Annotated in this window: 24 protein-coding genes and 1 tRNA gene; 21 read left to right on the forward strand and 4 right to left on the reverse strand. The window is 60.1% G+C overall.

What is annotated here, in order from left to right; all coding sequences use genetic code 11:
- Positions 1-32 precede the first annotated feature (32 nt).
- The 3 genes from dapA to N4G42_RS08150 all read right to left on the reverse strand — a co-directional run bounded on the left by dapA (position 33) and on the right by N4G42_RS08150 (position 1806).
- The gene (gene dapA, locus N4G42_RS08140; RefSeq protein ID WP_260666817.1) at positions 33-911 is read right to left on the reverse strand and encodes a 4-hydroxy-tetrahydrodipicolinate synthase; all 879 of its coding nucleotides are present in this window, start codon (positions 909-911) and stop codon (positions 33-35) included.
- A 272-nt stretch (positions 912-1183) separates the two neighbouring features.
- Positions 1184-1543: a hypothetical protein gene (locus tag N4G42_RS08145; protein WP_260666818.1), complete on the reverse strand. Its 360-nt coding sequence runs from the start codon at positions 1541-1543 to the stop codon at positions 1184-1186.
- An 8-nt stretch (positions 1544-1551) separates the two neighbouring features.
- Entirely contained in the window at positions 1552-1806 is a 255-nt protein-coding gene (locus N4G42_RS08150) for a hypothetical protein (RefSeq protein ID WP_056061527.1), read from the reverse strand.
- 87 nt (positions 1807-1893) lie between these two features.
- On the opposite strand from N4G42_RS08150, the gene N4G42_RS08155 reads away from it, so the two are divergent.
- Entirely contained in the window at positions 1894-2124 is a 231-nt protein-coding gene (locus N4G42_RS08155) for a hypothetical protein (protein ID WP_056061531.1), read from the forward strand.
- Positions 2125-2171: 47 nt separating this feature from the next.
- Positions 2172-2648 (forward strand): molybdenum cofactor biosynthesis protein MoaE, encoded by a 477-nt coding sequence (locus N4G42_RS08160; RefSeq protein ID WP_056061533.1) that lies wholly within the window; start codon positions 2172-2174, stop codon positions 2646-2648.
- 94 nt (positions 2649-2742) lie between these two features.
- Here the strand turns inward: N4G42_RS08160 and N4G42_RS08165 are convergent, their stop codons facing one another.
- Positions 2743-3009 (reverse strand): hypothetical protein, encoded by a 267-nt coding sequence (locus N4G42_RS08165; protein WP_233193714.1) that lies wholly within the window; start codon positions 3007-3009, stop codon positions 2743-2745.
- A gap of 383 nt (positions 3010-3392) precedes the next feature.
- Between N4G42_RS08165 and rpsO the strand changes: the two genes are divergently transcribed.
- The 19 genes from rpsO (at position 3393) to N4G42_RS08260 (ending at position 21545) form a co-directional block, all read left to right on the forward strand.
- Positions 3393-3659 carry a 30S ribosomal protein S15 gene (rpsO, locus tag N4G42_RS08170; RefSeq protein ID WP_005793232.1) on the forward strand — a complete coding sequence of 89 codons (267 nt, stop codon included), beginning with the start codon at positions 3393-3395 and terminating at the stop codon, positions 3657-3659.
- 207 nt (positions 3660-3866) lie between these two features.
- On the forward strand, positions 3867-6110 hold the full coding sequence (pnp, locus tag N4G42_RS08175; protein ID WP_260666819.1) for a polyribonucleotide nucleotidyltransferase: 2244 nt from the start codon (positions 3867-3869) through the stop codon (positions 6108-6110).
- Positions 6111-6205: 95 nt separating this feature from the next.
- Entirely contained in the window at positions 6206-7192 is a 987-nt protein-coding gene (locus N4G42_RS08180) for an NAD(P)H-quinone oxidoreductase (protein ID WP_260666820.1), read from the forward strand.
- A gap of 2 nt (positions 7193-7194) precedes the next feature.
- Positions 7195-7944 carry a triose-phosphate isomerase gene (tpiA, locus tag N4G42_RS08185; protein WP_260666821.1) on the forward strand — a complete coding sequence of 250 codons (750 nt, stop codon included), beginning with the start codon at positions 7195-7197 and terminating at the stop codon, positions 7942-7944.
- Between the two features lie 42 nt (positions 7945-7986).
- On the forward strand, positions 7987-8352 hold the full coding sequence (gene secG / locus N4G42_RS08190) for a preprotein translocase subunit SecG (RefSeq protein ID WP_056061544.1): 366 nt from the start codon (positions 7987-7989) through the stop codon (positions 8350-8352).
- 114 nt (positions 8353-8466) lie between these two features.
- Positions 8467-8551 (forward strand) — tRNA-Leu (locus N4G42_RS08195).
- 73 nt (positions 8552-8624) lie between these two features.
- Complete coding sequence (locus N4G42_RS08200) at positions 8625-8984, forward strand: NADH-quinone oxidoreductase subunit A (RefSeq protein WP_056061547.1); 360 nt, start codon at positions 8625-8627, stop codon at positions 8982-8984.
- Positions 8985-9008: 24 nt separating this feature from the next.
- Positions 9009-9488: a NuoB/complex I 20 kDa subunit family protein gene (locus N4G42_RS08205; RefSeq protein ID WP_007849129.1), complete on the forward strand. Its 480-nt coding sequence runs from the start codon at positions 9009-9011 to the stop codon at positions 9486-9488.
- Positions 9489-9498: 10 nt separating this feature from the next.
- Positions 9499-10107 carry an NADH-quinone oxidoreductase subunit C gene (locus tag N4G42_RS08210; protein WP_108497213.1) on the forward strand — a complete coding sequence of 203 codons (609 nt, stop codon included), beginning with the start codon at positions 9499-9501 and terminating at the stop codon, positions 10105-10107.
- A gap of 27 nt (positions 10108-10134) precedes the next feature.
- Positions 10135-11388, forward strand: a complete 1254-nt coding sequence (locus N4G42_RS08215; RefSeq protein WP_056061550.1) for an NADH-quinone oxidoreductase subunit D — start codon at positions 10135-10137, stop codon at positions 11386-11388.
- The gene (gene nuoE, locus N4G42_RS08220; RefSeq protein WP_056061558.1) at positions 11385-11873 is read left to right on the forward strand and encodes an NADH-quinone oxidoreductase subunit NuoE; all 489 of its coding nucleotides are present in this window, start codon (positions 11385-11387) and stop codon (positions 11871-11873) included. Before N4G42_RS08215 ends, nuoE begins: the two co-directional genes overlap by 4 nt.
- The gene (nuoF, locus tag N4G42_RS08225) at positions 11873-13228 is read left to right on the forward strand and encodes an NADH-quinone oxidoreductase subunit NuoF (protein ID WP_056747678.1); all 1356 of its coding nucleotides are present in this window, start codon (positions 11873-11875) and stop codon (positions 13226-13228) included. Before nuoE ends, nuoF begins: the two co-directional genes overlap by 1 nt.
- A gap of 14 nt (positions 13229-13242) precedes the next feature.
- Positions 13243-15375, forward strand: coding sequence for an NADH-quinone oxidoreductase subunit NuoG (gene nuoG / locus N4G42_RS08230; protein WP_260666822.1), 2133 nt, complete (start codon positions 13243-13245; stop codon positions 15373-15375).
- Positions 15372-16454, forward strand: a complete 1083-nt coding sequence (gene nuoH / locus N4G42_RS08235) for an NADH-quinone oxidoreductase subunit NuoH (protein WP_056061569.1) — start codon at positions 15372-15374, stop codon at positions 16452-16454. The genes nuoG and nuoH overlap by 4 nt, the downstream gene beginning before the upstream one ends.
- A gap of 12 nt (positions 16455-16466) precedes the next feature.
- A complete protein-coding gene (gene nuoI / locus N4G42_RS08240; protein ID WP_010463942.1) occupies positions 16467-16979 on the forward strand; it encodes an NADH-quinone oxidoreductase subunit NuoI in 513 nt (170 codons plus the stop codon).
- A gap of 50 nt (positions 16980-17029) precedes the next feature.
- Positions 17030-17698 carry an NADH-quinone oxidoreductase subunit J gene (locus N4G42_RS08245; protein ID WP_260666823.1) on the forward strand — a complete coding sequence of 223 codons (669 nt, stop codon included), beginning with the start codon at positions 17030-17032 and terminating at the stop codon, positions 17696-17698.
- Positions 17695-18003, forward strand: coding sequence for an NADH-quinone oxidoreductase subunit NuoK (gene nuoK, locus N4G42_RS08250; RefSeq protein ID WP_005793248.1), 309 nt, complete (start codon positions 17695-17697; stop codon positions 18001-18003). Before N4G42_RS08245 ends, nuoK begins: the two co-directional genes overlap by 4 nt.
- A gap of 31 nt (positions 18004-18034) precedes the next feature.
- Positions 18035-20056 (forward strand): NADH-quinone oxidoreductase subunit L, encoded by a 2022-nt coding sequence (gene nuoL, locus N4G42_RS08255; protein WP_260666824.1) that lies wholly within the window; start codon positions 18035-18037, stop codon positions 20054-20056.
- Positions 20057-20069: 13 nt separating this feature from the next.
- Positions 20070-21545 carry an NADH-quinone oxidoreductase subunit M gene (locus N4G42_RS08260; protein WP_260666825.1) on the forward strand — a complete coding sequence of 492 codons (1476 nt, stop codon included), beginning with the start codon at positions 20070-20072 and terminating at the stop codon, positions 21543-21545.
- Positions 21546-21561 lie beyond the last annotated feature (16 nt).

The following is a 21561-nucleotide window of genomic DNA, read 5'->3' on the forward strand; positions in this document are numbered from 1 at the left end:
CGGGGCGCTCCCGTGCTCGCCAGCACGTCACCTCAAAGCGCCTTCAAACGATCTTGCAGCGCCTTTGAGGCCGGCATCATCGGCGCGCGCAGTTCGCTGCGCATCCACCCTGCATGCGCCAGCATGGCCTTGAGCGGGGCAGGGTTGGGCTCTGCAAAACACGCTTCCACCCAGGGTTGCAAAGCCTGCCACAAATGGCGGGCTGCGGGCAGGTCACCCAGACGCAGCAATGCCATCAACTCCACAAAACGCGGCGTCTGCCAGTGTGCACAGGCAGAGATGGCGCCTGCGCCGCCGAGGGCCAGCGTATGGAAGATCTGCGCGTCTTCACCGGTCAGCACCTGCAGCCGTCCATCGGCGATCAGGGCCTGCGTCTTGGCCGTGTTGCCGCCGCAGTCCTTGATGGCCTCTATGCGCGGATGCGCCGCCAGCGCAAGCAGCGTCTCGGTGGTGAGCGTGGCGCCCGTGCGGTACGGAATGTCGTAGATCAGCAGGGGCACCGCGCTGGCGTCGGCCAGGGTGCGGAACCAGTGCAGCAGGCCCTCCTGCGAGGGGCGGATGTAGTGCGGGGCGGACACCAGCAGACCTGCAACCGGGTAGTGTGCAAGGGTCCGCACCTGTTCCAGCACCAGGCCCTGGTGGTAGCCCGATACGCCCATCACCACGGGCAAACCCTGGGCGGCGCTGAGCACGGTCTTCAGTACCTGCAGTTGCTCGGCCTTGTCGAGGGCTGCGGCCTCACCGGTCGAGCCGCAGGCAACGAAGCCCGCAACGCCGTCGGCACGCAGCCGGGTGGTGAGGGCGGCAAGGGCCGGGTGGTCCACGGCGCCGTCCTTGAACGGTGTGACCAAGGCGATCCAGAGCCCGCTGAACAGCGGCTGGTGGGAGGTAGCGGTATCGGTGGCAGACATGCGAAGCGTCCTTTCAGGGTTCGACCAGGGGAAGAACCGTCCGGCGGGAGCGCGCGCGGAATGCCGGGGAGTGAAACGAGAAAAGGAAATTTCTCTACCAGGTGGTTCCGTCGCTAATCCGGACGGAACCACAGCTCCGGTCAGATGAGCTCTGGTTTTTTGGTTTTGCCCACGCACTGCAACGCCACCGCAAGTGCGGCGGTCATGGCAAAGGGGGTGTGCGTGGACATGGGCCGCAGTATAGCCAAGCGCCCACCGTGTTCCAAGGTTGGTCAGCCTGCCTGCGGTGGCTGGGCCGCGTCGGCTGCAGATTCAGGCTGCGGCGGAACCAGCACGGGGCATTGCCACACCAGCAGCTCGGCCAGCCGGGTGACGATCCATGTCGCTTCGGCCACCGCCACGCCAGATTCGGCCGTGCACAGCCCCGCGTGGATGCGCTGCAGGATCTCGGTTTCGGAAGGCGCCTGCACGTGGTACAGCGTCTGCGCGTGCTCCACCAGGTGGCCAGCCAGGTCTTCGCACAGCTCGTAGCGGGCGCGCACGCCGTCCGCCTTTTCCGTCGGGCGCCCTTGGGTGTCGGTGTAAACCGCCATGAAGGAGGGCGGCACGTGGATCTGGTTGTCGTCATCCATGGGGTGGTTTAGTCGGGGGTGAACAGCCGTTCGAACTTGGCCTGATCGGAGGCCAGCTCGAAAGTCACCACCTGGCCCATTTTCATGTCCGACAGGCGGCAGGCACCAAACAGCGTCGTTTTGCCCGCCAGCTCCATCACATCCAAGTCAATGATGGCGTAGGGGTGGGGCACGAAGACCTGGTGCTCGAACACATCGCGGACCGTATTGCGCGGGGATGGGTAGAGCTTGTAGAGATCGGTCTGAATCGTTTGTGTGGCCATGGGTGGAAAGGGCTTGGAAGATCACGTACCGGATCGCATGCGGGTACAGTGCGGGCGAATCGTACAGACAAACGTTATTACCAATCTATGGCACGCAATAAAAGTGAATGGCCCGCCAAGGTGCTGGCGTTGGTTCGGGGCGGCAACCTGCCCGCTGCCATTGCTCAGATCAAGGTGGCGCCGACCGTGGGCGACGTCACGCGGCTGCAGGCATTGCTGGCGCAGTTGCCCCCATCGCCCGCACTGGCGCAGTTGAACAAGGTGGTGGAGGAAGAACGCGCCCTGCTGGCCGCACCACGGCTGCATCGTTCGCCCTGATGCGACTTCCTGTCTGAACTCCACACCCCTGCTGAGAGCCTTTTGTCATGACCTTGCCCCGCGTTTCTATTCAGACCGAGGACTTTGACCTGTCCACCGAAATCGCTACTTTGCGTCGTGAGAACAAGGGTGTGGGCGCTGTCTGCAGCTTCGTGGGCACCGTCCGTGATCGCAACGAGGGGGATCAGGTGTCCTCCATGGAGTTGGAGCACTACCCCGGCATGACCGAAAAATCCATCGAAGCCATGGTGGACGAGGCCTTTCGGCGCTTCGATATTTTTGGCGCCCGCGTGATTCACCGCGTAGGTCTGCTGCAGCCCCTGGACCAGATCGTGCTGGTGGCGGTGACCAGTGCCCACCGGGGTCAGAGTTTTCAGGCCTGCGAGTTTTTGATGGACTACCTCAAGACCCAGGCGCCGTTCTGGAAAAAGGAGCAAACCTCACATGGCGCTCGCTGGGTGGATGCACGGGTGAGTGACGACGCAGCGCTCGCGCGCTGGGGGATCACGGCGGCCAACGCCTGAACAAGCCACGGCCTTTTCGCACCGCCGGCGCCACGCCCCGGGGTGTCTCTGAGGGATGCGGATGACTTCAGGCTTGGCAGCGTGGTGTGTGGGGTCACGGTTTATGGGTGTATCCGAGGCAGGCGCCCGCATTGGCGCGCCCCTTGCACTCCCGATACAGCCGGCGGTCGCGTTCCGAGCGGCTTTCCTCGGATGAGCTTCGCTCCTGTTTCACCTTGGTGGATTTCTTTTTCTTGCTCACTTCGCTTTGGCCGCTTTGGGTCGCATTTTTGGTGGTGGCGTGGCTTGCCCCGGTATGCAGCCCGAGGCCAAGGGCCAGCATCCACAAAAGCAGGGGAGCGATAACCTTGCGCAGTGCCACGTTGGTCGAGGGGTGGAGGGCCGGGGGGAATGGCATGTTGAGTGGTCCGGGGGAGTGAATGTTGGGATGCCGGGGCGCCGGGTGATCTTAAAGTGGGCTTGGGCTGCAATGCGTCGAGGCGGGCTCACGCCGATGAGGCCTGTGCTGCGGCGTCTCCTCTACGCTACACCGGCGGCGAAGGGCGGCAGCAAGCCCCCGTGTTCTGGTCCGGCGAGATCGGGCTGGCAAGGTGCCTGTGGGCTGGTCAGAGGCGAATTGAGGGCCTCGGGTTATAATCCACGGGTTTTGCATGGTGCAAGACGCACGCCTGCGGCCGTTCCAGCTGCTGGCGCAAGTAAAAACCATGGTCTTCCGCCTGCGGCAGGCCACATTCAAGGAAAAACATGATCGCATCCTCCATCAAGGCCGAAGTCGTCAAGGCGAACGCCCGTGCTGCCAATGACACTGGTAGCCCAGAAGTGCAAGTGGCCCTGCTGACCGCTCGCATCAACGAACTGACTCCCCACTTCAAGACGCACGCCAAGGACCACCATGGTCGCCGTGGCCTGCTGCGCATGGTGAGCCGCCGTCGCAAGCTGCTGGACTACCTGAAGGCCAAGGACGCTGACCGTTACACCGCGCTGATCGCCAAGTTGGGTCTGCGCAAGTAATCTTCATTGCATGCCAAAACGCCTGGGTTAGTCCGCTAGCTCAGGCGTTTTTTACTTCGGAGCCGCAAAACAGAGCGAAGCTGTGTCATTCCAATGAAGTTGTTGTTACTGCCTGGCGCAGAACTTCCCTGGAATGGCATCGTGTTCTGAATTGCTCTCCAAGACAATCTGGTAGGGCACTACCAGCCATTAAAACAGGAGCTGAACATGAGCATTTTCAACAAAGTCACCAAGACCTTCCAATGGGGTGACAAGACCGTCATCATGGAAACCGGCGAAATCGCCCGCCAGGCCTCTGGCGCCGTGCTGGTGAATATTGACGACACCGTGGTGCTGGCCACTGTGGTCGCCTCCAAGTCCGCCAAGCCCGGCCAGGACTTCTTTCCCCTGACGGTGGACTACATCGAGAAGACGTATGCTGCCGGCAAGATCCCTGGCAGCTTCTTCAAGCGCGAAGCCAAGCCCAGCGAGCACGAAACCCTGACCAGCCGCCTGATCGACCGCCCGATCCGTCCGCTGTTCCCCGAAGGTTTCTTCAACGAAGTGCACGTGGTGATCCACACGGTGTCGCTGAACCCTGAAGTGGATGCCGACATCGCTGCGTTGATCGCTACCAGTGCCGCCCTGGCCATCTCTGGCATTCCGTTCAACGGACCCATTGGTGCCGCACGCGTGGGTTATATCAACGGCGAGTACGTGCTCAACCCTGGCCAGACTGCGCGCAAGAACTCGCAGATGGATCTGGTGGTGGCGGGCACCGAAGCCGCCGTGCTGATGGTCGAATCCGAAGCCCAGCAGCTGTCTGAAGAAATCATGCTGGGTGCCGTGGTGTTCGGTCACGAGCAAGGCAATGTGGCCATCAACGCCATTCACGAACTGGTGCGCGACGCGGGCAAGCCTGTGTGGCAATGGGAAGCGCCTGCCAAGGACGAAGCCCTGATCGCCAAGGTGGTGGCACTGGCCGACGACAAGCTGCGCGCTGCCTACCAGATCCGCAACAAGCAAGCCCGCACCCAGGCCTGCCGCGAAGCCTATGCAGCCGTGATGGCGGCGTTGAAGGCCGATGGTGTTGAGTTCGACGCCGTCAAGGTTGAAGGCATGCTGTTCGACATCGAAGCGGGCATCGTGCGCAGCCAGATCCTGGCTGGCGAGCCCCGCATCGACGGCCGCGATACGCGCACCGTCCGCCCCATCGAGATCCGCAACAGCGTGCTGCCCCGCGCCCACGGCTCGGCCCTGTTCACGCGTGGCGAAACCCAGGCGCTGGTCGTGACCACGCTGGGCACCGAGCGTGATGCACAGCGCATCGATGCGCTGGCTGGCGAGTACGAAGACCGCTTCATGATGCACTACAACATGCCTCCCTTCGCCACCGGCGAAGTGGGTCGCATGGGCTCGACCAAGCGCCGTGAAATCGGCCACGGCCGTCTGGCCAAGCGTGCGCTGGTTGCTGTGCTGCCGACCAAGGAAGAATTCCCCTACACCATGCGTGTCGTGTCGGAAATCACTGAGTCCAACGGTTCCTCGTCGATGGCTTCGGTTTGCGGCGGCTGCCTGTCGCTGATGGATGCCGGCGTGCCCATGAAGGCCCACGTGGCCGGTATTGCGATGGGGCTGATCAAGGACGCCAACCGTTTCGCCGTGCTGACCGACATCCTGGGCGATGAAGATCACCTGGGTGACATGGACTTCAAGGTGGCGGGTACCACGGGCGGTATCACGGCCCTGCAGATGGACATCAAGATCCAGGGCATCACCAAGGAAATCATGCAAGTGGCACTGGCCCAGGCCAAGGAAGCGCGCATGCACATCCTGGGCAAGATGCAGGAGGCCATGGGTGAAGCCAAGATCGAAGTGTCGAACTTCGCGCCCAAGCTGTACACCATGAAGATCAACCCCGAGAAGATCCGTGACGTGATCGGCAAGGGCGGCGCTGTGATCCGTGCGCTGACCGAAGAAACTGGCTGCCAGATCAACATCGAGGAAGACGGCACCATCACCATCGCCGCTACCGACGCTGCGAAGGCCGACGAAGCCAAGAAGCGCATCGAGCAGATCACGGCAGAAGTCGAGATCGGCAAGATCTACGAAGGCCCTGTGACCAAGATCCTCGACTTTGGCGCGCTGATCAATCTGCTGCCTGGCAAGGATGGTCTGCTGCACATCAGCCAGATCGCTCACGAGCGCGTCGAAAAGGTGTCTGACTACCTGACCGAAGGCCAGATCGTGAAGGTCAAGGTCATGGAAACCGACGAAAAGGGCCGCATCAAGCTGTCCATGAAGGTGTTGGCAGATCGTCCCGCCGGTGGCAGCGACCGTCCAGCGCCTGCAGAACGTGGCGATCGCGAACCCCGCCGTGATCATGGTCGCGATGGCGGCCGTCATCCCGCAGAGCAGCAACAGCAGCAGGCCCTGCCTGCAGATGGTGCGTCTGTTCAGGTGAATGGCTAAATTGTTGATCTGCTATTGATTTGGTAGCTGCTGGTGCATATAAATCATGCGCTAGCGGCCTAAATCATCTGAATCCATCTTCGGTAAACCCCGTTATGCATGCTGTTGAGATCACATCGTTTGGTGGGCCTGAGGTGCTGCGTCTGGGTGAGCGCCCCGCTCCTGTAGCGGGTGCTGGTGAGCTGCTGATCCGCGTGGCGGCCAGTGGCATCAACCGCCCTGATGTATTGCAGCGAATGGGCCACTATGCGCCGCCCCCTGGCACCTCGGATCTTCCGGGGCTGGAGGTCGCGGGGGTGGTTGAGTCGGGCGATGCTTTGGCGATGGCAGAGGCGGGCATTCGTGTCGGGGACCGTGTTTGCGCCTTGGTGGCGGGTGGTGGTTATGCCCAGTGGTGTGTGGCGCCGGTGGTGCAATGCCTGCCGGTGCCTGACGGTTTCAGTGACGTAGAGGCTGCATCACTTCCGGAGACGTTCTTCACGGTGTGGAGCAATGTCTTTGACCGTGCGCGTTTGCAAGCCGGTGAAACCTTGCTGGTGCAAGGCGGTACGAGTGGCATTGGCGTGACGGCTATTCAGCTGGCACGTGCCTTCGGTGCTACCGTGATTGCCACCGCTGGGAGCGATGACAAGTGTGCAGCTTGCCTGGCGCTGGGCGCGCACCACGCCGTCAACTACAAGTCTCAGGACTTTGTGGCCGAGGCGAAACGAATCACCGAGGCGCGTGGTGTTGATGTGGTGCTCGACATGGTGGCAGGTGACTATGTCGCCCGCGAGGTCGAATGCCTGGCCGAGGACGGCCGGATCGTCATCATCGCCGTGCAAGGGGGTGTGCAGAGTGGTTTCAATGCCGGGTTGGTGCTGCGCAAGCGGCTCACCATCACAGGGTCCACGTTGCGTCCGCGTCCCGTGGCTTTCAAGGGTGCGATTGCACGGGCGCTGCGTGAGCATGTCTGGCCCTTGCTGGCAGCGGGCAAGGTCCGTCCGGTCATTCACAGCACGTTTGCTGCTGCGGATGCGGCACAAGCCCATGCGCTGATGGAGTCGAACCAGCACGTTGGCAAGATTGTTTTGACGTGGTAATCATGAACAACAAGAAAAAACTCATCGCAGGCAACTGGAAGATGAATGGCAGCCTCGCTGCCAACGAAGCTTTGTTGAAGGCCTTGATTGCGGGCGCTGCAGATGTGGCTTGTGATGTGGCCGTCGCAGTGCCAGCGCCCTATCTGGCGCAGGTGCAGGCGTTGACGGCTGGCGCTGCCATTGCGTTGGCAGCACAGGATGTGTCTTCGCACGAGGCGGGTGCCTACACTGGTGAGGTATCGGTGGCCATGCTGAAGGATTTTGGTGTGCGCTATGCGCTGGTGGGGCACTCTGAGCGCCGCCAGTACCATGGTGAAACGGACGCGATCGTGGCGGAGAAGGCCCAGCGCGCGCTGGCGGCCGGTGTGACGCCGGTGGTCTGTGTGGGGGAAACACTGCAGGAGCGTGAAGCGGGACTGACCGAGGCGGTGGTCAAGCGGCAACTCGCAGCGGTAATTCATCTCAACGGTCATTGCATCAGCGAGATCGTGGTGGCTTACGAGCCAGTGTGGGCCATTGGCACGGGTCGCACTGCGTCGCCGGAGCAGGCGCAAGCCGTGCATGCCGTGCTGCGCACCCAGTTGGCAGCAGCGAGCGAGCATGCGGACCGCATCCGGTTGCTGTACGGCGGCAGCATGAATGCGGCCAATGCAGCCCAATTGCTTGCGCAGCCCGATATCGACGGTGGCCTGGTCGGTGGGGCTTCGCTGAAGGCGCCCGACTTTCTACAAATCATTGCGGCCGCCCGTTGAGGCGGTTGCGAGTCAAACAATTCAATCAGGAGTGAACAGAGAATGAACGTGATCGTGAATGTGATTTTGGCGGTGCAGATGTTGGCGGCCCTGGCCATGATCGGCCTGATCTTGATTCAGCATGGCAAGGGAGCCGACATGGGGGCGGCTTTCGGCAGCGGCAGTTCGGGCAGCCTCTTTGGCGCCAGCGGCAGCGCCAACTTCCTGTCCCGTACCACGGCCGTGCTGGCTGCAGTGTTCTTTGTTTCTACGCTCGCGTTGGCCTACTTTGGTAACGCTCGTCCCGCCAGTTCGGGCAGCGTTCTGGAAACGCCAGCCGCTGCCGTGCCTGCCGGCGCACCTGCTTCTGAGGTGCCTGCAGCGCCTGCCGCTCCCGCTTCGGGCGCCGCGCAGATCCCGACCAAATAATTGAACTGAATTTCGGCCCGCAGGGCCGAAGCAGGGTTTTTCCGGAGTAGAATTCTGGATTGTCTGGAAAGCCAAAGCCGCAAGGTTCCTCATGCCATCCAGATGCAAAAATCAGCCGTCGTGGTGAAATTGGTAGACACGCTATCTTGAGGGGGTAGTGGCGAAAGCTGTGCGAGTTCGAGTCTCGCCGACGGCACCAAAACAAAGGCCTGCCTGCATGACCCGGCTTGGGTCCTGACGGGCAAGGCCACAGCGGTGAGCACATCCTCAAGATGAACCTCGATCAGTACCTCCCCGTCCTTTTGTTCATCTTGGTCGGCATCGCCGTAGGCGTTGTCCCCCTTGTACTCGGCTACATACTGGGCCCCAACCGCCCGGATGCCGCAAAGAACTCCCCCTACGAATGCGGCTTTGAAGCCTTCGAGGATGCGCGCATGAAATTCGATGTGCGCTACTACCTCGTGGCCATTCTCTTCATTCTGTTCGACCTGGAAATCGCATTCCTTTTCCCGTGGGCGGTCACGCTGCACGAGGTGGGCGTGGCCGGTTTTGTGGCGGTCGTGATTTTCCTGGCCATTCTGGTCGTGGGTTTTGCCTACGAATGGAAAAAGGGTGCCCTGGATTGGGAATGAGCGGACTCCAACAAGGACAATGCAATGATTGAAGGCGTGATGAAGGAAGGCTTCATCACCACGAGTTACGACTCCGTGGTGAACTGGGCCAAGACCGGCTCTCTGTGGCCGATGACGTTTGGCCTGGCTTGCTGTGCTGTGGAGATGATGCACGCAGCGGCGGCCCGGTATGACATCGGTCGTTTTGGTGCGGAAGTGTTCCGTGCCAGCCCTCGTCAGTCCGACCTGATGATCGTGGCAGGCACACTGTGCAACAAGATGGCCCCCGCACTGCGCAAGGTGTACGACCAGATGTCCGAGCCGCGCTGGGTCTTGTCGATGGGTTCGTGTGCCAATGGTGGTGGTTACTATCACTACAGCTATTCGGTGGTGCGCGGTTGTGACCGCATCGTGCCGGTAGATGTTTATGTGCCAGGTTGCCCTCCGACGGCAGAAGCTCTGATCTACGGGATCATCCAGCTGCAGCAGAAGATCCGCCGCACCAACACCATTGCTCGTGTCTGAAGGGTTGATGATGACAGCTGTTGCCATTCGGCCTGAGAAGCTTAAAGAGAATATCTCTGCGGCGCTGGGTGCCAAAGTGCGCCAGATTTCGGTCGCTCTAGATGAGGTCACCCTGGTGGTCGCTGCTGCGGACTATCTGGATGCGATGCGCTTGCTGCGCGATTCGGAAGGTTGCCGTTTCGAGCAGCTGATCGATTTGTGCGGTGTGGACTATTCTGCATATGGCGATGCAGCCCACGAGGGTGCACGCTACTGTGTGGTGTCGCACCTGTTGTCGGTCAGCCTCAACCAGCGAGTGCGCGTGAAGGTGTTCTGCCAAGACGATGATTTCCCGGTCGTTGCTTCGGTAGCTGAGTTGTGGAATGCAGCCAACTGGTACGAACGCGAAGCCTTCGATCTGTTTGGCATCGTGTTTGATGGTCATAACGACCTGCGCCGCATTCTCACGGACTACGGATTTATCGGGCACCCTTTCCGCAAGGATTTCCCCTTGTCTGGACATGTCGAAATGCGTTACGACGCCGAGCAGCGCCGTGTCGTGTATGAACCCGTGTCCATCGAGCCGCGGGAAATCACGCCCCGCATCATCCGCGAAGACAAGTACGGAGGCCTGCACTGAGCCGCCTCGCGTCTCATGTGATCCATCATGGCTGAAATCAAGAACTACTCCCTGAACTTTGGTCCGCAGCACCCTGCGGCGCACGGTGTGTTGCGCCTGGTGCTGGAGCTGGACGGCGAGGTTGTGCAACGCGCTGACCCGCATATCGGTCTGCTCCATCGCGCCACCGAGAAGCTGGCCGAGCACAAGACCTACATCCAGTCACTGCCCTACATGGACCGGCTGGACTACGTGTCGATGATGTGCAACGAGCACGCCTACTGCCTAGCCATCGAGAAGCTGCTCGGACTGGAAGTGCCGGTGCGCGCGCAGTACATCCGCGTGATGTTCTCCGAGATCACGCGCTTGCTGAACCACCTCATGTGGTTGGGCTCGCACGGTAACGACTGCGGCAGCTCCACCATCCTGATCTACACCTTCCGCGAGCGGGAAGACCTGTTTGACATGTACGAGGCGGTTTCTGGCGCGCGCATGCATGCGGCCTATTTCCGTCCCGGCGGCGTCTACCGCGATCTGCCCGACAGCATGCCGCAGTACAAGGTCAGCAAGATCAAGAATGCCAAGGCGCTGGAGGCGTTGAACCAGAATCGTCAAGGGTCTCTGCTGGACTTCATCGACGATTTCACCCAGCGTTTCCCAGGCTGTGTGGACGAATACGAAACACTGCTCACCGACAACCGCATCTGGAAGCAGCGCACGGTAGGCATCGGCGTGGTGCCACCCGAGCGGGCCCTGAATCTGGGTATGACCGGCCCCATGCTCCGTGGCTCCGGTATCGCCTGGGACCTGCGCAAGACCCAGCCATACGACGTATACGACCGTGTGGATTTCGATGTGCCAGTGGGCAAGACCGGTGACTGCTACGACCGGTACCTGGTGCGTGTGCAGGAAATGCGCGAGTCCAATCGCATCATTAAGCAATGCGTGGACTGGCTCAAGGCCAACCCCGGTCCTGTGATCACGGACAACCACAAGGTGGCTGCGCCCGCGCGTGAATCCATGAAGTCGAACATGGAAGAGTTGATCCACCATTTCAAGCTCTTCACGGAAGGTTTCCACGTGCCGGAAGGGGAGGCCTATGCGGCGGTGGAGCATCCCAAGGGCGAATTCGGTATTTACCTGGTGAGTGATGGTGCCAACAAGCCTTACCGACTCAAGATCCGGGCGCCGGGTTTTGCGCATCTGGCGACGCTCGACGAAATGGCGCGTGGCCACATGATCGCGGACGCTGTCGCCATCATTGGCACCATGGATATCGTGTTCGGAGAGATTGACCGATGATTACCGAAGCGACCAAGGCGCGGTTTGCGCGCGAAGTGGCCAAGTACCCCGCAGACCAGAAGCAGTCTGCAGTGATGGCGTGCTTGTCCATTGTTCAGCAGGAGCAAGGCTACGTCAGCGCCGAGAGCGAGGCAGTGATCGCCGACTATCTGGGCATGGCGCAGATCGCCGTGCACGAAGTCACGACCTTCTACAACATGTACAACCAGCAACCGGTGGGCAAGTACAAGCTCAACGTGTGCACCAATCTGCCCTGCCAGTTGCGCGACGGGCAAAAGGCGCTGCATCACCTGGAAAAGAAGCTGGGTGTTTCGATGGGTGAGACCACACCTGACGGCCTGTTCACTCTGCAGCAATGCGAATGCCTGGGTGCTTGCGCTGATGCGCCTGTGATGCTGGTGAACGATCGCACGATGTGCAGCTTCATGGACAACGACAAGCTCGACCAGCTCGTTGATGGCCTGCGGGCCGCGGAGGGCCAGTGATGACCACGGCAGCACAAATACTCTCCCAGTTCCAGGCTACGGGCGTTCAGACCTGTTTCCACGACCGCCATATCAACCCCCAAATCTATGTGGGCCTGAATGGCAACAACTGGAGCATCAAGGACTATGAAGCGCGTGGTGGCTATCAGGCGCTGCGTCGTATCCTGGGCAAGGATGGTGAAGAGGGCCTGACGCAGGATCAGGTCATTGCCACTGTCAAGGAGTCTGGCTTGCGTGGCCGGGGTGGCGCAGGCTTTCCTACGGGCCTCAAGTGGAGCTTCATGCCCCGCTCGTTCCCAGGCCAAAAATATCTGGTGTGCAATTCCGATGAGGGTGAGCCTGGTACCTGCAAGGACCGTGACATCCTGCAGTTCAACCCGCACATCGTCATCGAAGGCATGATCATCGCAGCCTATGCGATGGGCATCTCGGTGGGCTACAACTACATCCATGGCGAGATCTTCCAGACCTACGAACGGTTTGAAGCCGCTCTGGAAGAAGCGCGGGCAGCGGGTTACCTGGGCGACAACATCCTGGGCAGCAGTTTCAGCTTTCAGCTGCACGCAGCCCACGGTTTTGGTGCCTACATTTGCGGTGAAGAAACGGCATTGCTCGAGTCGCTGGAAGGCAAAAAGGGGCAACCCCGTTTCAAGCCACCGTTTCCCGCCAGCTTTGGCCTGTATGGCAAGCCCACTACGATCAACAACACGGAAACCTTTGCGGCCGTGCCTTGGATCATCCGCAACGGCGGTGCGGCTTATCTGGAGTGCGGCAAGCCCAACAACGGCGGCACCAAGATTTTCTCGGTGTCTGGGGACGTCGAAAAGCCAGGCAACTATGAGGTGCCGTTGGGTACCCCATTTGCCAAGCTGCTGGAACTGGCCGGTGGCGTGCGCAAAGGCCGTCAACTCAAGGCGGTGATTCCTGGTGGTTCATCGGCCCCTGTCCTGCCGGCATCAGTCATCATGGAATGCACGATGGACTACGACTCCATCGCCAAGGCTGGCTCCATGCTGGGCTCTGGTGCCGTGATCGTCATGGACGATTCCCGGAGCATGGTCGAAAGTCTGCTGCGCCTGTCGTATTTCTATTCGCATGAATCCTGCGGCCAGTGCACGCCCTGCCGTGAAGGCACGGGATGGATGTGGCGCGTGATCGATCGTATCCAGCATGGCCAGGGTCGTGAGGGTGACCTGGATCTGCTCAATTCGGTGGCGGACAACATCCAGGGTCGCACCATCTGTGCGCTGGGTGATGCTGCTGCAATGCCTGTGCGCGCCATGATCAAACACTTCCGTCCCGAGTTTGAGGCACTGATCCGGAACAAGGCTCCACAAGCCGCGACTTCCGTCTGATCGCGAGAAAACATATGGTTGAAATTGAACTGGACGGTCAGAAAGTGGAAGTCGCCGAGGGCTGCATGGTGATGCATGCGGCTGAAAAGGCTGGCACTTACATTCCGCATTTCTGCTACCACAAGAAGCTTTCGATCGCCGCCAACTGCCGCATGTGCCTGGTGGACGTGGAGAAGGCTCCCAAGCCCATGCCAGCCTGCGCCACGCCGGTCACGCAGGGCATGATCGTGCGTACCAAGAGCGACAAAGCCATCAAGGCGCAGCAGTCGGTCATGGAGTTTCTGCTCATCAACCACCCTCTGGACTGCCCCATCTGCGACCAGGGCGGCGAGTGCCAGTTGCAGGATCTGGCCGTGGGCTACGGTGGCTCCTCCTCGCGGTACGAGGAAGAAAAGCGCGTGGTGTTCCACAAGGACGTGGGCCCGCTGATCTCCATGGAGGAGATGAGCCGCTGCATCCACTGCACCCGTTGCGTGCGCTTCGGCCAGGAAGTGGCGGGCGTGATGGAACTCGGCATGATCCATCGTGGCGAGCATTCTGAAATCACCACGGTCACCGGCGACACGGTGGACTCTGAACTGTCGGGCAACATGATCGACATCTGCCCCGTGGGTGCATTGACCAGCAAGCCTTTCCGTTACAGCGCCCGCACCTGGGAACTGTCGCGCCGCCGCTCGGTGAGTCCACATGACTCCACCGGTGCCAACCTGATTGTTCAGGTCAAGAACCACAAGGTCATGCGCGTTGTCCCGTTTGAAAACGAGGCTGTTAACGAATGCTGGATTGCCGACCGCGACCGTTTCTCCTATGAAGCGCTCAACGGTGACGACCGCCTGACCCAGCCCATGCTCAAGCAGGGCGGGGTGTGGAAGGAAGTGGACTGGCAGACTGCGTTGGAATACGTGGCCAATGGCCTCAAGAACATCAAGAACGACCACGGCGCTGCCAGCATTGGTGCGCTGGTGAGTCCGCACAGTACGTTGGAAGAGCTGTATCTGGCCAGCGCCCTGGTGCGCGGACTTGGTAGCGACAACATCGACTATCGTCTGCGCAACGCCGAGTTTGCTGCTCCCGAAGGTATTCGCTGGCTCGGTACGTCCATCGCTTCGTTGTCCACGCTCCAGCGCGTGCTGGTCGTGGGTTCCAACCTGCGCAAGGACCATCCGTTGTTTGCGCAGCGCATCCGTCAGGCGGCCCGCCATGGCTGCCAGGTCAGTGCCATCGCTTCGGTATCCCATGACTGGGCCATGCCGGTGCAGACATTTGTGGCACAGGGTGCCGGCCAGTGGGTCGAGATGCTCGGAGGCATTGCTTCCGCCATCGCCCATGAAAAGGGCATTCCCGCTCCGCAAGGTGCCAGCGCGGCCAGCGAGGCTGCCCAGGCCATCGCCCGCTCGCTGCTGGGCGGGGAGCGCAAGGCGGTGTTGCTGGGCAATGCGGCGGCGCACCACGCGCAAGCTACGCAGTTGCTGGCATGGGCTAACTGGATTGCAGAGAACACCGGTGCAACAGTGGGCTACCTGACAGAGGCCGCCAATACGGTGGGCGCGCAATTTGCGGGCGCTCACCCTGTCAACGGTGGACTGAATGCTGCTCAAATGCTCTCCGGTGGTTTGAAGGCGGCGGTGCTGCTGAACACCGAGCCCGTCCATGATTCTGCGACGGGTGCTCAAGCTGCAACTGCTCTTGCTGGTGCAGAAATGGTGGTCACGTTGAGCCCCTTCAAGGCCAACATGGAGTTCAGTGACGTTTTGTTGCCAATTGCTCCGTTCACGGAAACTTCGGGCAGCTTTGTCAACGCCGAGGGACGCATACAGGGTTTCCACGCCGTGGTGCGCCCTCTGGGCGATACCCGTCCCGCTTGGAAGGTTCTGCGCGTGCTGGCCAACCTGTTGGGTGTGCCAGGCTTTGACTTTGAGACCTCCCAGGACGTTCTGGCCCGTGCGACGAACGCCGCTGCCGGTGCCGTTACGCAGGTGCCCGCCGCACAGTTGTCGAATGCAGTGAAGGCGTCGCCAGCCGCAACGGCTGCAGCTGGTGATCCGGTCGTGGCATCCATCTATCAACTGGACGGCTTGGTGCGCCGTTCTACGTCGCTGCAGCTCACTGCCGACGCACGCATGGCACGCGAAGGAGTGGCCGCATGATCGACGCGATCTACAACGCGGGCCTGAACCTGCTCTCCTTTGGGTGGTGGACCGGCATCGTCTGGCCAGTGCTCTGGATCCTGATCAAGATCGTCTGCATCTTGGCGCCGCTCATGGGTGCCGTGGCTTACCTCACTTTGTGGGAGCGTAAGCTGCTGGGCTTCATGCAAGTGCGCCACGGTCCCAACCGCGTGGGACCGATGGGGCTGCTGCAGCCCATTGCTGACGCACTGAAGCTGCTGACCAAGGAAATCATCCAGCCTACGGCGGCCAGCAAGGGCCTGTTTGTTCTCGGGCCCGTCATGGCCATCATGCCGGCCCTGGCTGCCTGGGTGGCCATTCCTTTCGGCCCCGACGTGGCCTTGGCGAATGTGAATGCTGGTCTGTTGTTGGTGATGGCCATCACTTCCATCGAAGTCTATGGCGTGATCATTGCGGGCTGGGCTTCCAACTCCAAGTACGCATTCTTGGGCGCACTGCGGGCCTCGGCACAGATGGTGAGCTACGAAATCGCGATGGGCTTTTGTTTCCTCGTCGTGATCATGGTGTCGGGCAGTATGAACCTGACGGAAATCGTGCTGGGTCAGGGGCGGGGCATGGCCGCAGACAAGGGCCTGACGTTCCTGTCTTGGAATTGGCTGCCCCTGCTGCCGATCTTCCTTGTGTACCTGATCTCCGGCGTGGCAGAAACCAACCGCCATCCCTTCGACGTGGTGGAAGGCGAGGCAGAAATCGTGGCCGGCCACATGGTCGAGTACTCCGGTATGGGCTTCGCGATCTTCTTCCTGGCCGAGTACGCCAGCATGTGGCTCGTATCCATCCTGGCGGCTCTCATGTTCCTGGGCGGCTGGCTGTCTCCCATCGATAGCGCGGTGTTCAACTGGATTCCAGGCTGGATCTGGCTGGGTCTCAAGACCTTCCTTGTGGTATCCATGTTCATCTGGATCCGGGCTACCTTCCCGCGGTTCCGGTACGACCAGATCATGCGTCTGGGCTGGAAGATCTTCATTCCGGTCACGCTGGTGTACTTGTTGTTTGTTGGCGGGTGGTTGCTCTCGCCTTGGAATATCTGGAAATAAGCGGGGACACAAATGACTGCTGTTGCTGCTGCTGCACCTTTTTCGTTCAAGGATTTCTTCAAGAGCTTCATGCTCGTGGAGTTGCTCAAGGGGATGGCCCTGACTGGCCGCTACGCGTTTCGCCGCAAGGTGACCGTGCAGTTTCCCGAAGAGAAGACGCCTTTGTCGCCACGCTTCCGTGGCCTGCATGCACTGCGCCGTTATGACAACGGCGAGGAGCGTTGCATCGCTTGCAAGCTGTGCGAAGCCGTATGCCCTGCGATGGCCATCACCATCGAATCGGATGTGCGTGCAGATGGTTCGCGTCGCACCACGCGCTATGACATCGACTTGACCAAGTGCATCTTCTGCGGGTTCTGCGAAGAGAGCTGCCCGGTCGATTCGATTGTCGAGACACACATCTTTGAATACCACGGCGAAAAGCGTGGTGACCTGTATTTCACGAAGGACATGCTCTTGGCTGTGGGCGACCGGTACGAAGGTGAAATTGCGGCAGCCAAGGCTGCAGACGCCAAGTACCGCTGAGCGGTACGGGGTTCAGCCTCTTTGCCAGACTTTCTATAAAGACCCGATTCATGGACGCCAAGACTGGTTTCTTCTATCTCTTCTCGGTGGTGCTGCTGTTTGCAGCCTTCCGGGTGATCACTGCGCGCAACCCTGTGCATGCAGTGCTGTATCTCATCCTTGCGTTCTCGCAGGCGGCGGCTGTCTGGCTGTTGCTCAAGGCAGAGTTCCTGGCAATTGCGCTGGTGCTGGTGTACCTGGGCGCGGTCATGGTGCTCTTCCTGTTCGTGGTGATGATGCTGGACATCCACATCGATACCGTACGCAAGGGGTTCTGGAAGCATTTCCCGTTGGCGGCATTCATTGGGGCACTCATCGCCCTGGAAATGGCGGCCGTGTTGATGGGGGGATTCCGCGGCATGGAAGAGCCCAAGGCCGTCGCTGCCATGGTCGATGCCGCTGGTCATGTGGTCCCGTACTCCAACACCAAGGCCTTGGGCAAGCTGCTGTACACCCAGTATCTGTATCCCGTTGAGATCGCTGCAGTCATTTTGCTAGTGGCCATGGTGGCTGCCATCGCACTGACCCTGCGTCAGCGCAAGGACAGCAAGGCCATCAATCCTTCAATGCAGATCCGAGTGCGTGCGGCCGATCGTCTGGCAGTGGTCAAGGTGGCCGCCACCCAAAAGCCTGCTGCTGAAGAGCCTGCGCAAGCTGCTGCCGAGGAGAAAAAAGCATGACATTGACTCTGGGCCACTTTTTGTCGCTGGGCGCCATGCTGTTTGCGCTCGCTGTGATCGGCATCTTCCTGAACCGCAAGAACCTGATCGTACTGCTGATGGCGATCGAGCTCATGCTGCTTGCCGTGAACATGAACTTCGTGGCGTTCTCCCACTACCTGGGAGACATGCACGGCCAGGTGTTCGTGTTCTTTATCCTGACCGTGGCAGCCGCTGAATCGGCGATTGGCCTGGCCATCCTGGTGCTGCTGTTCCGCAACAAATCCAGTATCAACGCGGAAGACCTCAACACCCTCAAGGGTTGATGGGTCGCGAGTATTCCCAAGGTTCTCAAGAATGAGTCAAACCCTCTCTGCTTCAACCCTCCTGGCAGTGCCGTTGGCACCGCTGGCAGGCGCCTTACTGGCCGGCGTCTTCGGTACGACCTTCGGTGGTAACTGGATCGGTCGTCGCCTGAGCCATACCCTGACCATCCTCGGGGTGCTGGTTGCTTTCATCCTCTCGGCGATGACGCTCAAGAGCGTGGCACTCGATGGTGCCCGGTTCAATGAAACCCTGTACACCTGGATGGTGGTGGGTGGCTTGAAGATGGAAGTGGGCTTCCTGATCGACAGCCTCACGGCGATGATGATGGTGGTGGTGACCTTTGTGTCGCTGATGGTTCACATTTACACCATTGGCTACATGGAAGAAGACGAGGGCTACAACCGCTTCTTTGCCTACATTTCGCTGTTCACTTTCTCCATGCTCATGCTCGTCATGAGCAACAACCTGCTGCAGCTGTTCTTTGGTTGGGAGGCGGTGGGTCTGGTGTCCTACCTGCTCATCGGGTTCTGGTTCAACAAGCCTTCTGCCATCTTCGCCAACATGAAGGCGTTTCTGGTCAACCGCGTGGGCGACTTCGGCTTCATTCTGGGCATTGGCCTGATCGCAGCGTATACCGGCACCTTGAACTATGGCGAGATCTTCGCCAAGGCGGGTGAACTGGGCTCTCTGTCGTTCCCCGGCACCAGCTGGATGCTCGTCACGGTGATCTGCATCTGCCTGTTCATCGGCGCGATGGGCAAGTCAGCGCAGTTTCCCCTGCACGTCTGGCTGCCTGATTCGATGGAGGGTCCGACTCCCATCTCCGCGCTCATTCACGCTGCCACTATGGTGACCGCCGGTATCTTCATGGTGTCGCGCATGTCGCCTCTGTTCGAGCTGTCGGACACTGCGCTCAACTTCATCCTGGTGATCGGTGCCATCACAGCATTGTTCATGGGTTTCCTGGGCATCATCCAGAACGACATCAAGCGTGTGGTGGCGTACTCGACGCTCTCGCAGCTCGGCTACATGACAGTAGCGCTTGGCGCCTCGGCGTACTCGGTAGCTGTGTTCCACCTGATGACCCATGCGTTCTTCAAAGCCTTGTTGTTCCTGGGCGCAGGCTCGGTCATCATGGGCATGCATCACAACCAGGACATCCGCTGGATGGGCGGTGTGCGCAAGTACATGCCCATCACCTGGATCACCTCGCTGCTGGGCTCTATGGCCCTGATCGGCACGCCGCTGTTCTCGGGTTTCTATTCCAAGGACAGCATCATTGAGGCGGTGCACTTCAGCCATCTGCCAGCAGCCGGTTTTGCACATTTCGCAGTGCTCGCAGGTGTGTTCATCACGGCGTTCTATTCCTTTCGCATGTACTTCCTGGTCTTCCATGGCAAGGAGCGTTACGACCAGAATCCGGATGCCCACCACGACGATCACCATGGCCACGGCCACGATGATCACCACGAACCGCACGAGTCTCCCTGGGTGGTAACGGTGCCTCTGGTGCTGTTGGCCATTCCTTCGGTGGTGGTGGGTTTCCTGTTCATCCAGCCCATGCTGTTTGGGGACTTCTTCAAGGACGTCATTTTTGTGGATGCGGCCAAGCATCCTTCCATGGCACACATGGCGGAGCATTTCCACAGCGCCTGGGCCATGGCATTGCACGGTCTGCAGACGGCGCCGTTCTGGCTCGCACTGGCAGGTGTGGCGCTGTCGTACTACATGTACATGGTCAATCCTGCGTTGCCCACGGCGATCAAGGCGCGCGTACAGCCCATCTACACATTGCTTGAAAACAAGTACTACCTCGACTGGATCAACGAGAACATTCTGGCCCGTGGTGCACGTGCGCTGGGCGTGGGTCTCTGGAAGGGTGGGGATCAGGCTGTGATCGATGGTGCCCTGGTCAACGGGTCCTGGAAGCTGGTGCGGTGGATTGCCGGTGCTGTGCGTTGGGTGCAGTCGGGCTTCATCTACCACTATGCGCTGGTCATGATCCTGGGTGTTTTCGTGCTCATGACGTATTTCGTCTGGCTCAACAAGTAGGAGAAGAATAAAAATGGGTCTGTTGAGTCTTGCAATCTGGACACCGATTGCGTTTGGCGTGCTGTTGCTCGCCATCGGGCGCGATGAGCACGCGCGTGCCGTGCGCTGGCTGGCGCTCGTCGGCGCGCTGATCGGCTTCCTGGTCACGCTGCCTTTGTACGATGGCTTCAAGCTGGGTACAGCAGCCATGCAGTTTGTGGAGAAGGCTGACTGGATCGAGCGCTTCAACGTCCACTACCACCTTGGGGTGGACGGCATTTCCTTCTGGTTCGTGCCGCTGACAGCATTCATTACCGTCATTGTGGTGATTGCTTCCTGGGAGTCGATCACGGAGCGCGTGAACCAGTACATGGGCGCTTTCCTGATCCTTTCGGGGCTCATGATCGGTGTGTTCAGCGCACTCGACGGCATTCTGTTCTATGTGTTCTTCGAGGCAACGCTGATCCCGATGTATCTGATCATCGGCATCTGGGGCGGCCCCAACAAGATCTACGCAGCGTTCAAGTTCTTCCTGTATACGCTGCTCGGGTCGCTGTTGATGCTCATCGCGCTGATCTACCTGTACAACCAGTCGGGTGGCAGCTTTGACATTGCGACCTGGCATCAGCTGCCGTTGAGCGGACGTGCGCAGACCCTGCTGTTCTTCGCATTCTTTGCCGCCTTTGCTGTGAAGGTGCCCATGTGGCCCGTCCACACTTGGCTGCCCGATGTGCACGTGGAGGCGCCTACGGGCGGTTCTGCAGTGTTGGCCGCCATCATGCTGAAACTGGGTGCCTACGGTTTTCTGCGGTTTTCGCTGCCAATCGCTCCTGACGCTGCACGCCAGTGGGCTTGGCTGATGATTGCCTTGTCGCTGATCGCCGTGATTTATGTGGGCCTGGTGGCCATGGTCCAGAAGGACATGAAGAAGCTGGTGGCTTACTCGTCGGTGGCGCACATGGGTTTTGTGACCTTGGGCTTTTTCATCTTCAACGACCTGGGCGTGTCCGGCGGTATTGTCCAGATGATTGCGCACGGTTTTGTGTCCGGTGCGATGTTCTTGTCCATCGGTGTCTTGTACGACCGCGTGCACTCCCGTGAAATTGCCGCCTATGGTGGCGTGGTCAATACCATGCCGAACTTCACGGCGTTTGCCCTGCTGTTTGCCATGGCCAACTGCGGTCTGCCGGGTACGGCCGGTTTTGTGGGTGAGTGGATGGTGATCCTGGGTGCTGTCAAGGCCAATTTCTGGATCGGTCTGGCTGCCGCCACTGCGCTGATTTTTGGTGCTGCTTACACCCTGTGGATGTTCAAGCGTGTGTACCTGGGCCCCGTGGGCAATGACAACGTCAAGGGCTTGATGGACATCGACAGCCGCGAGTTCCTGGTGCTTGCTGTGCTGGGCATCGCGGTGCTGGCTATGGGCCTCTACCCCCGTCCGTTCACCGACGTGATGGACACCTCGGTGGCAGAGCTGCTCAAGCATGTCGCGCAGACCAAGCTGAACTGAACAGACCAGACTGAAC

Origin of the sequence: Acidovorax sp. K2F, from assembly GCF_025246485.1 — a bacterium.
In the GTDB taxonomy this organism is placed as follows: domain Bacteria; phylum Pseudomonadota; class Gammaproteobacteria; order Burkholderiales; family Burkholderiaceae_C; genus Acidovorax; species Acidovorax delafieldii.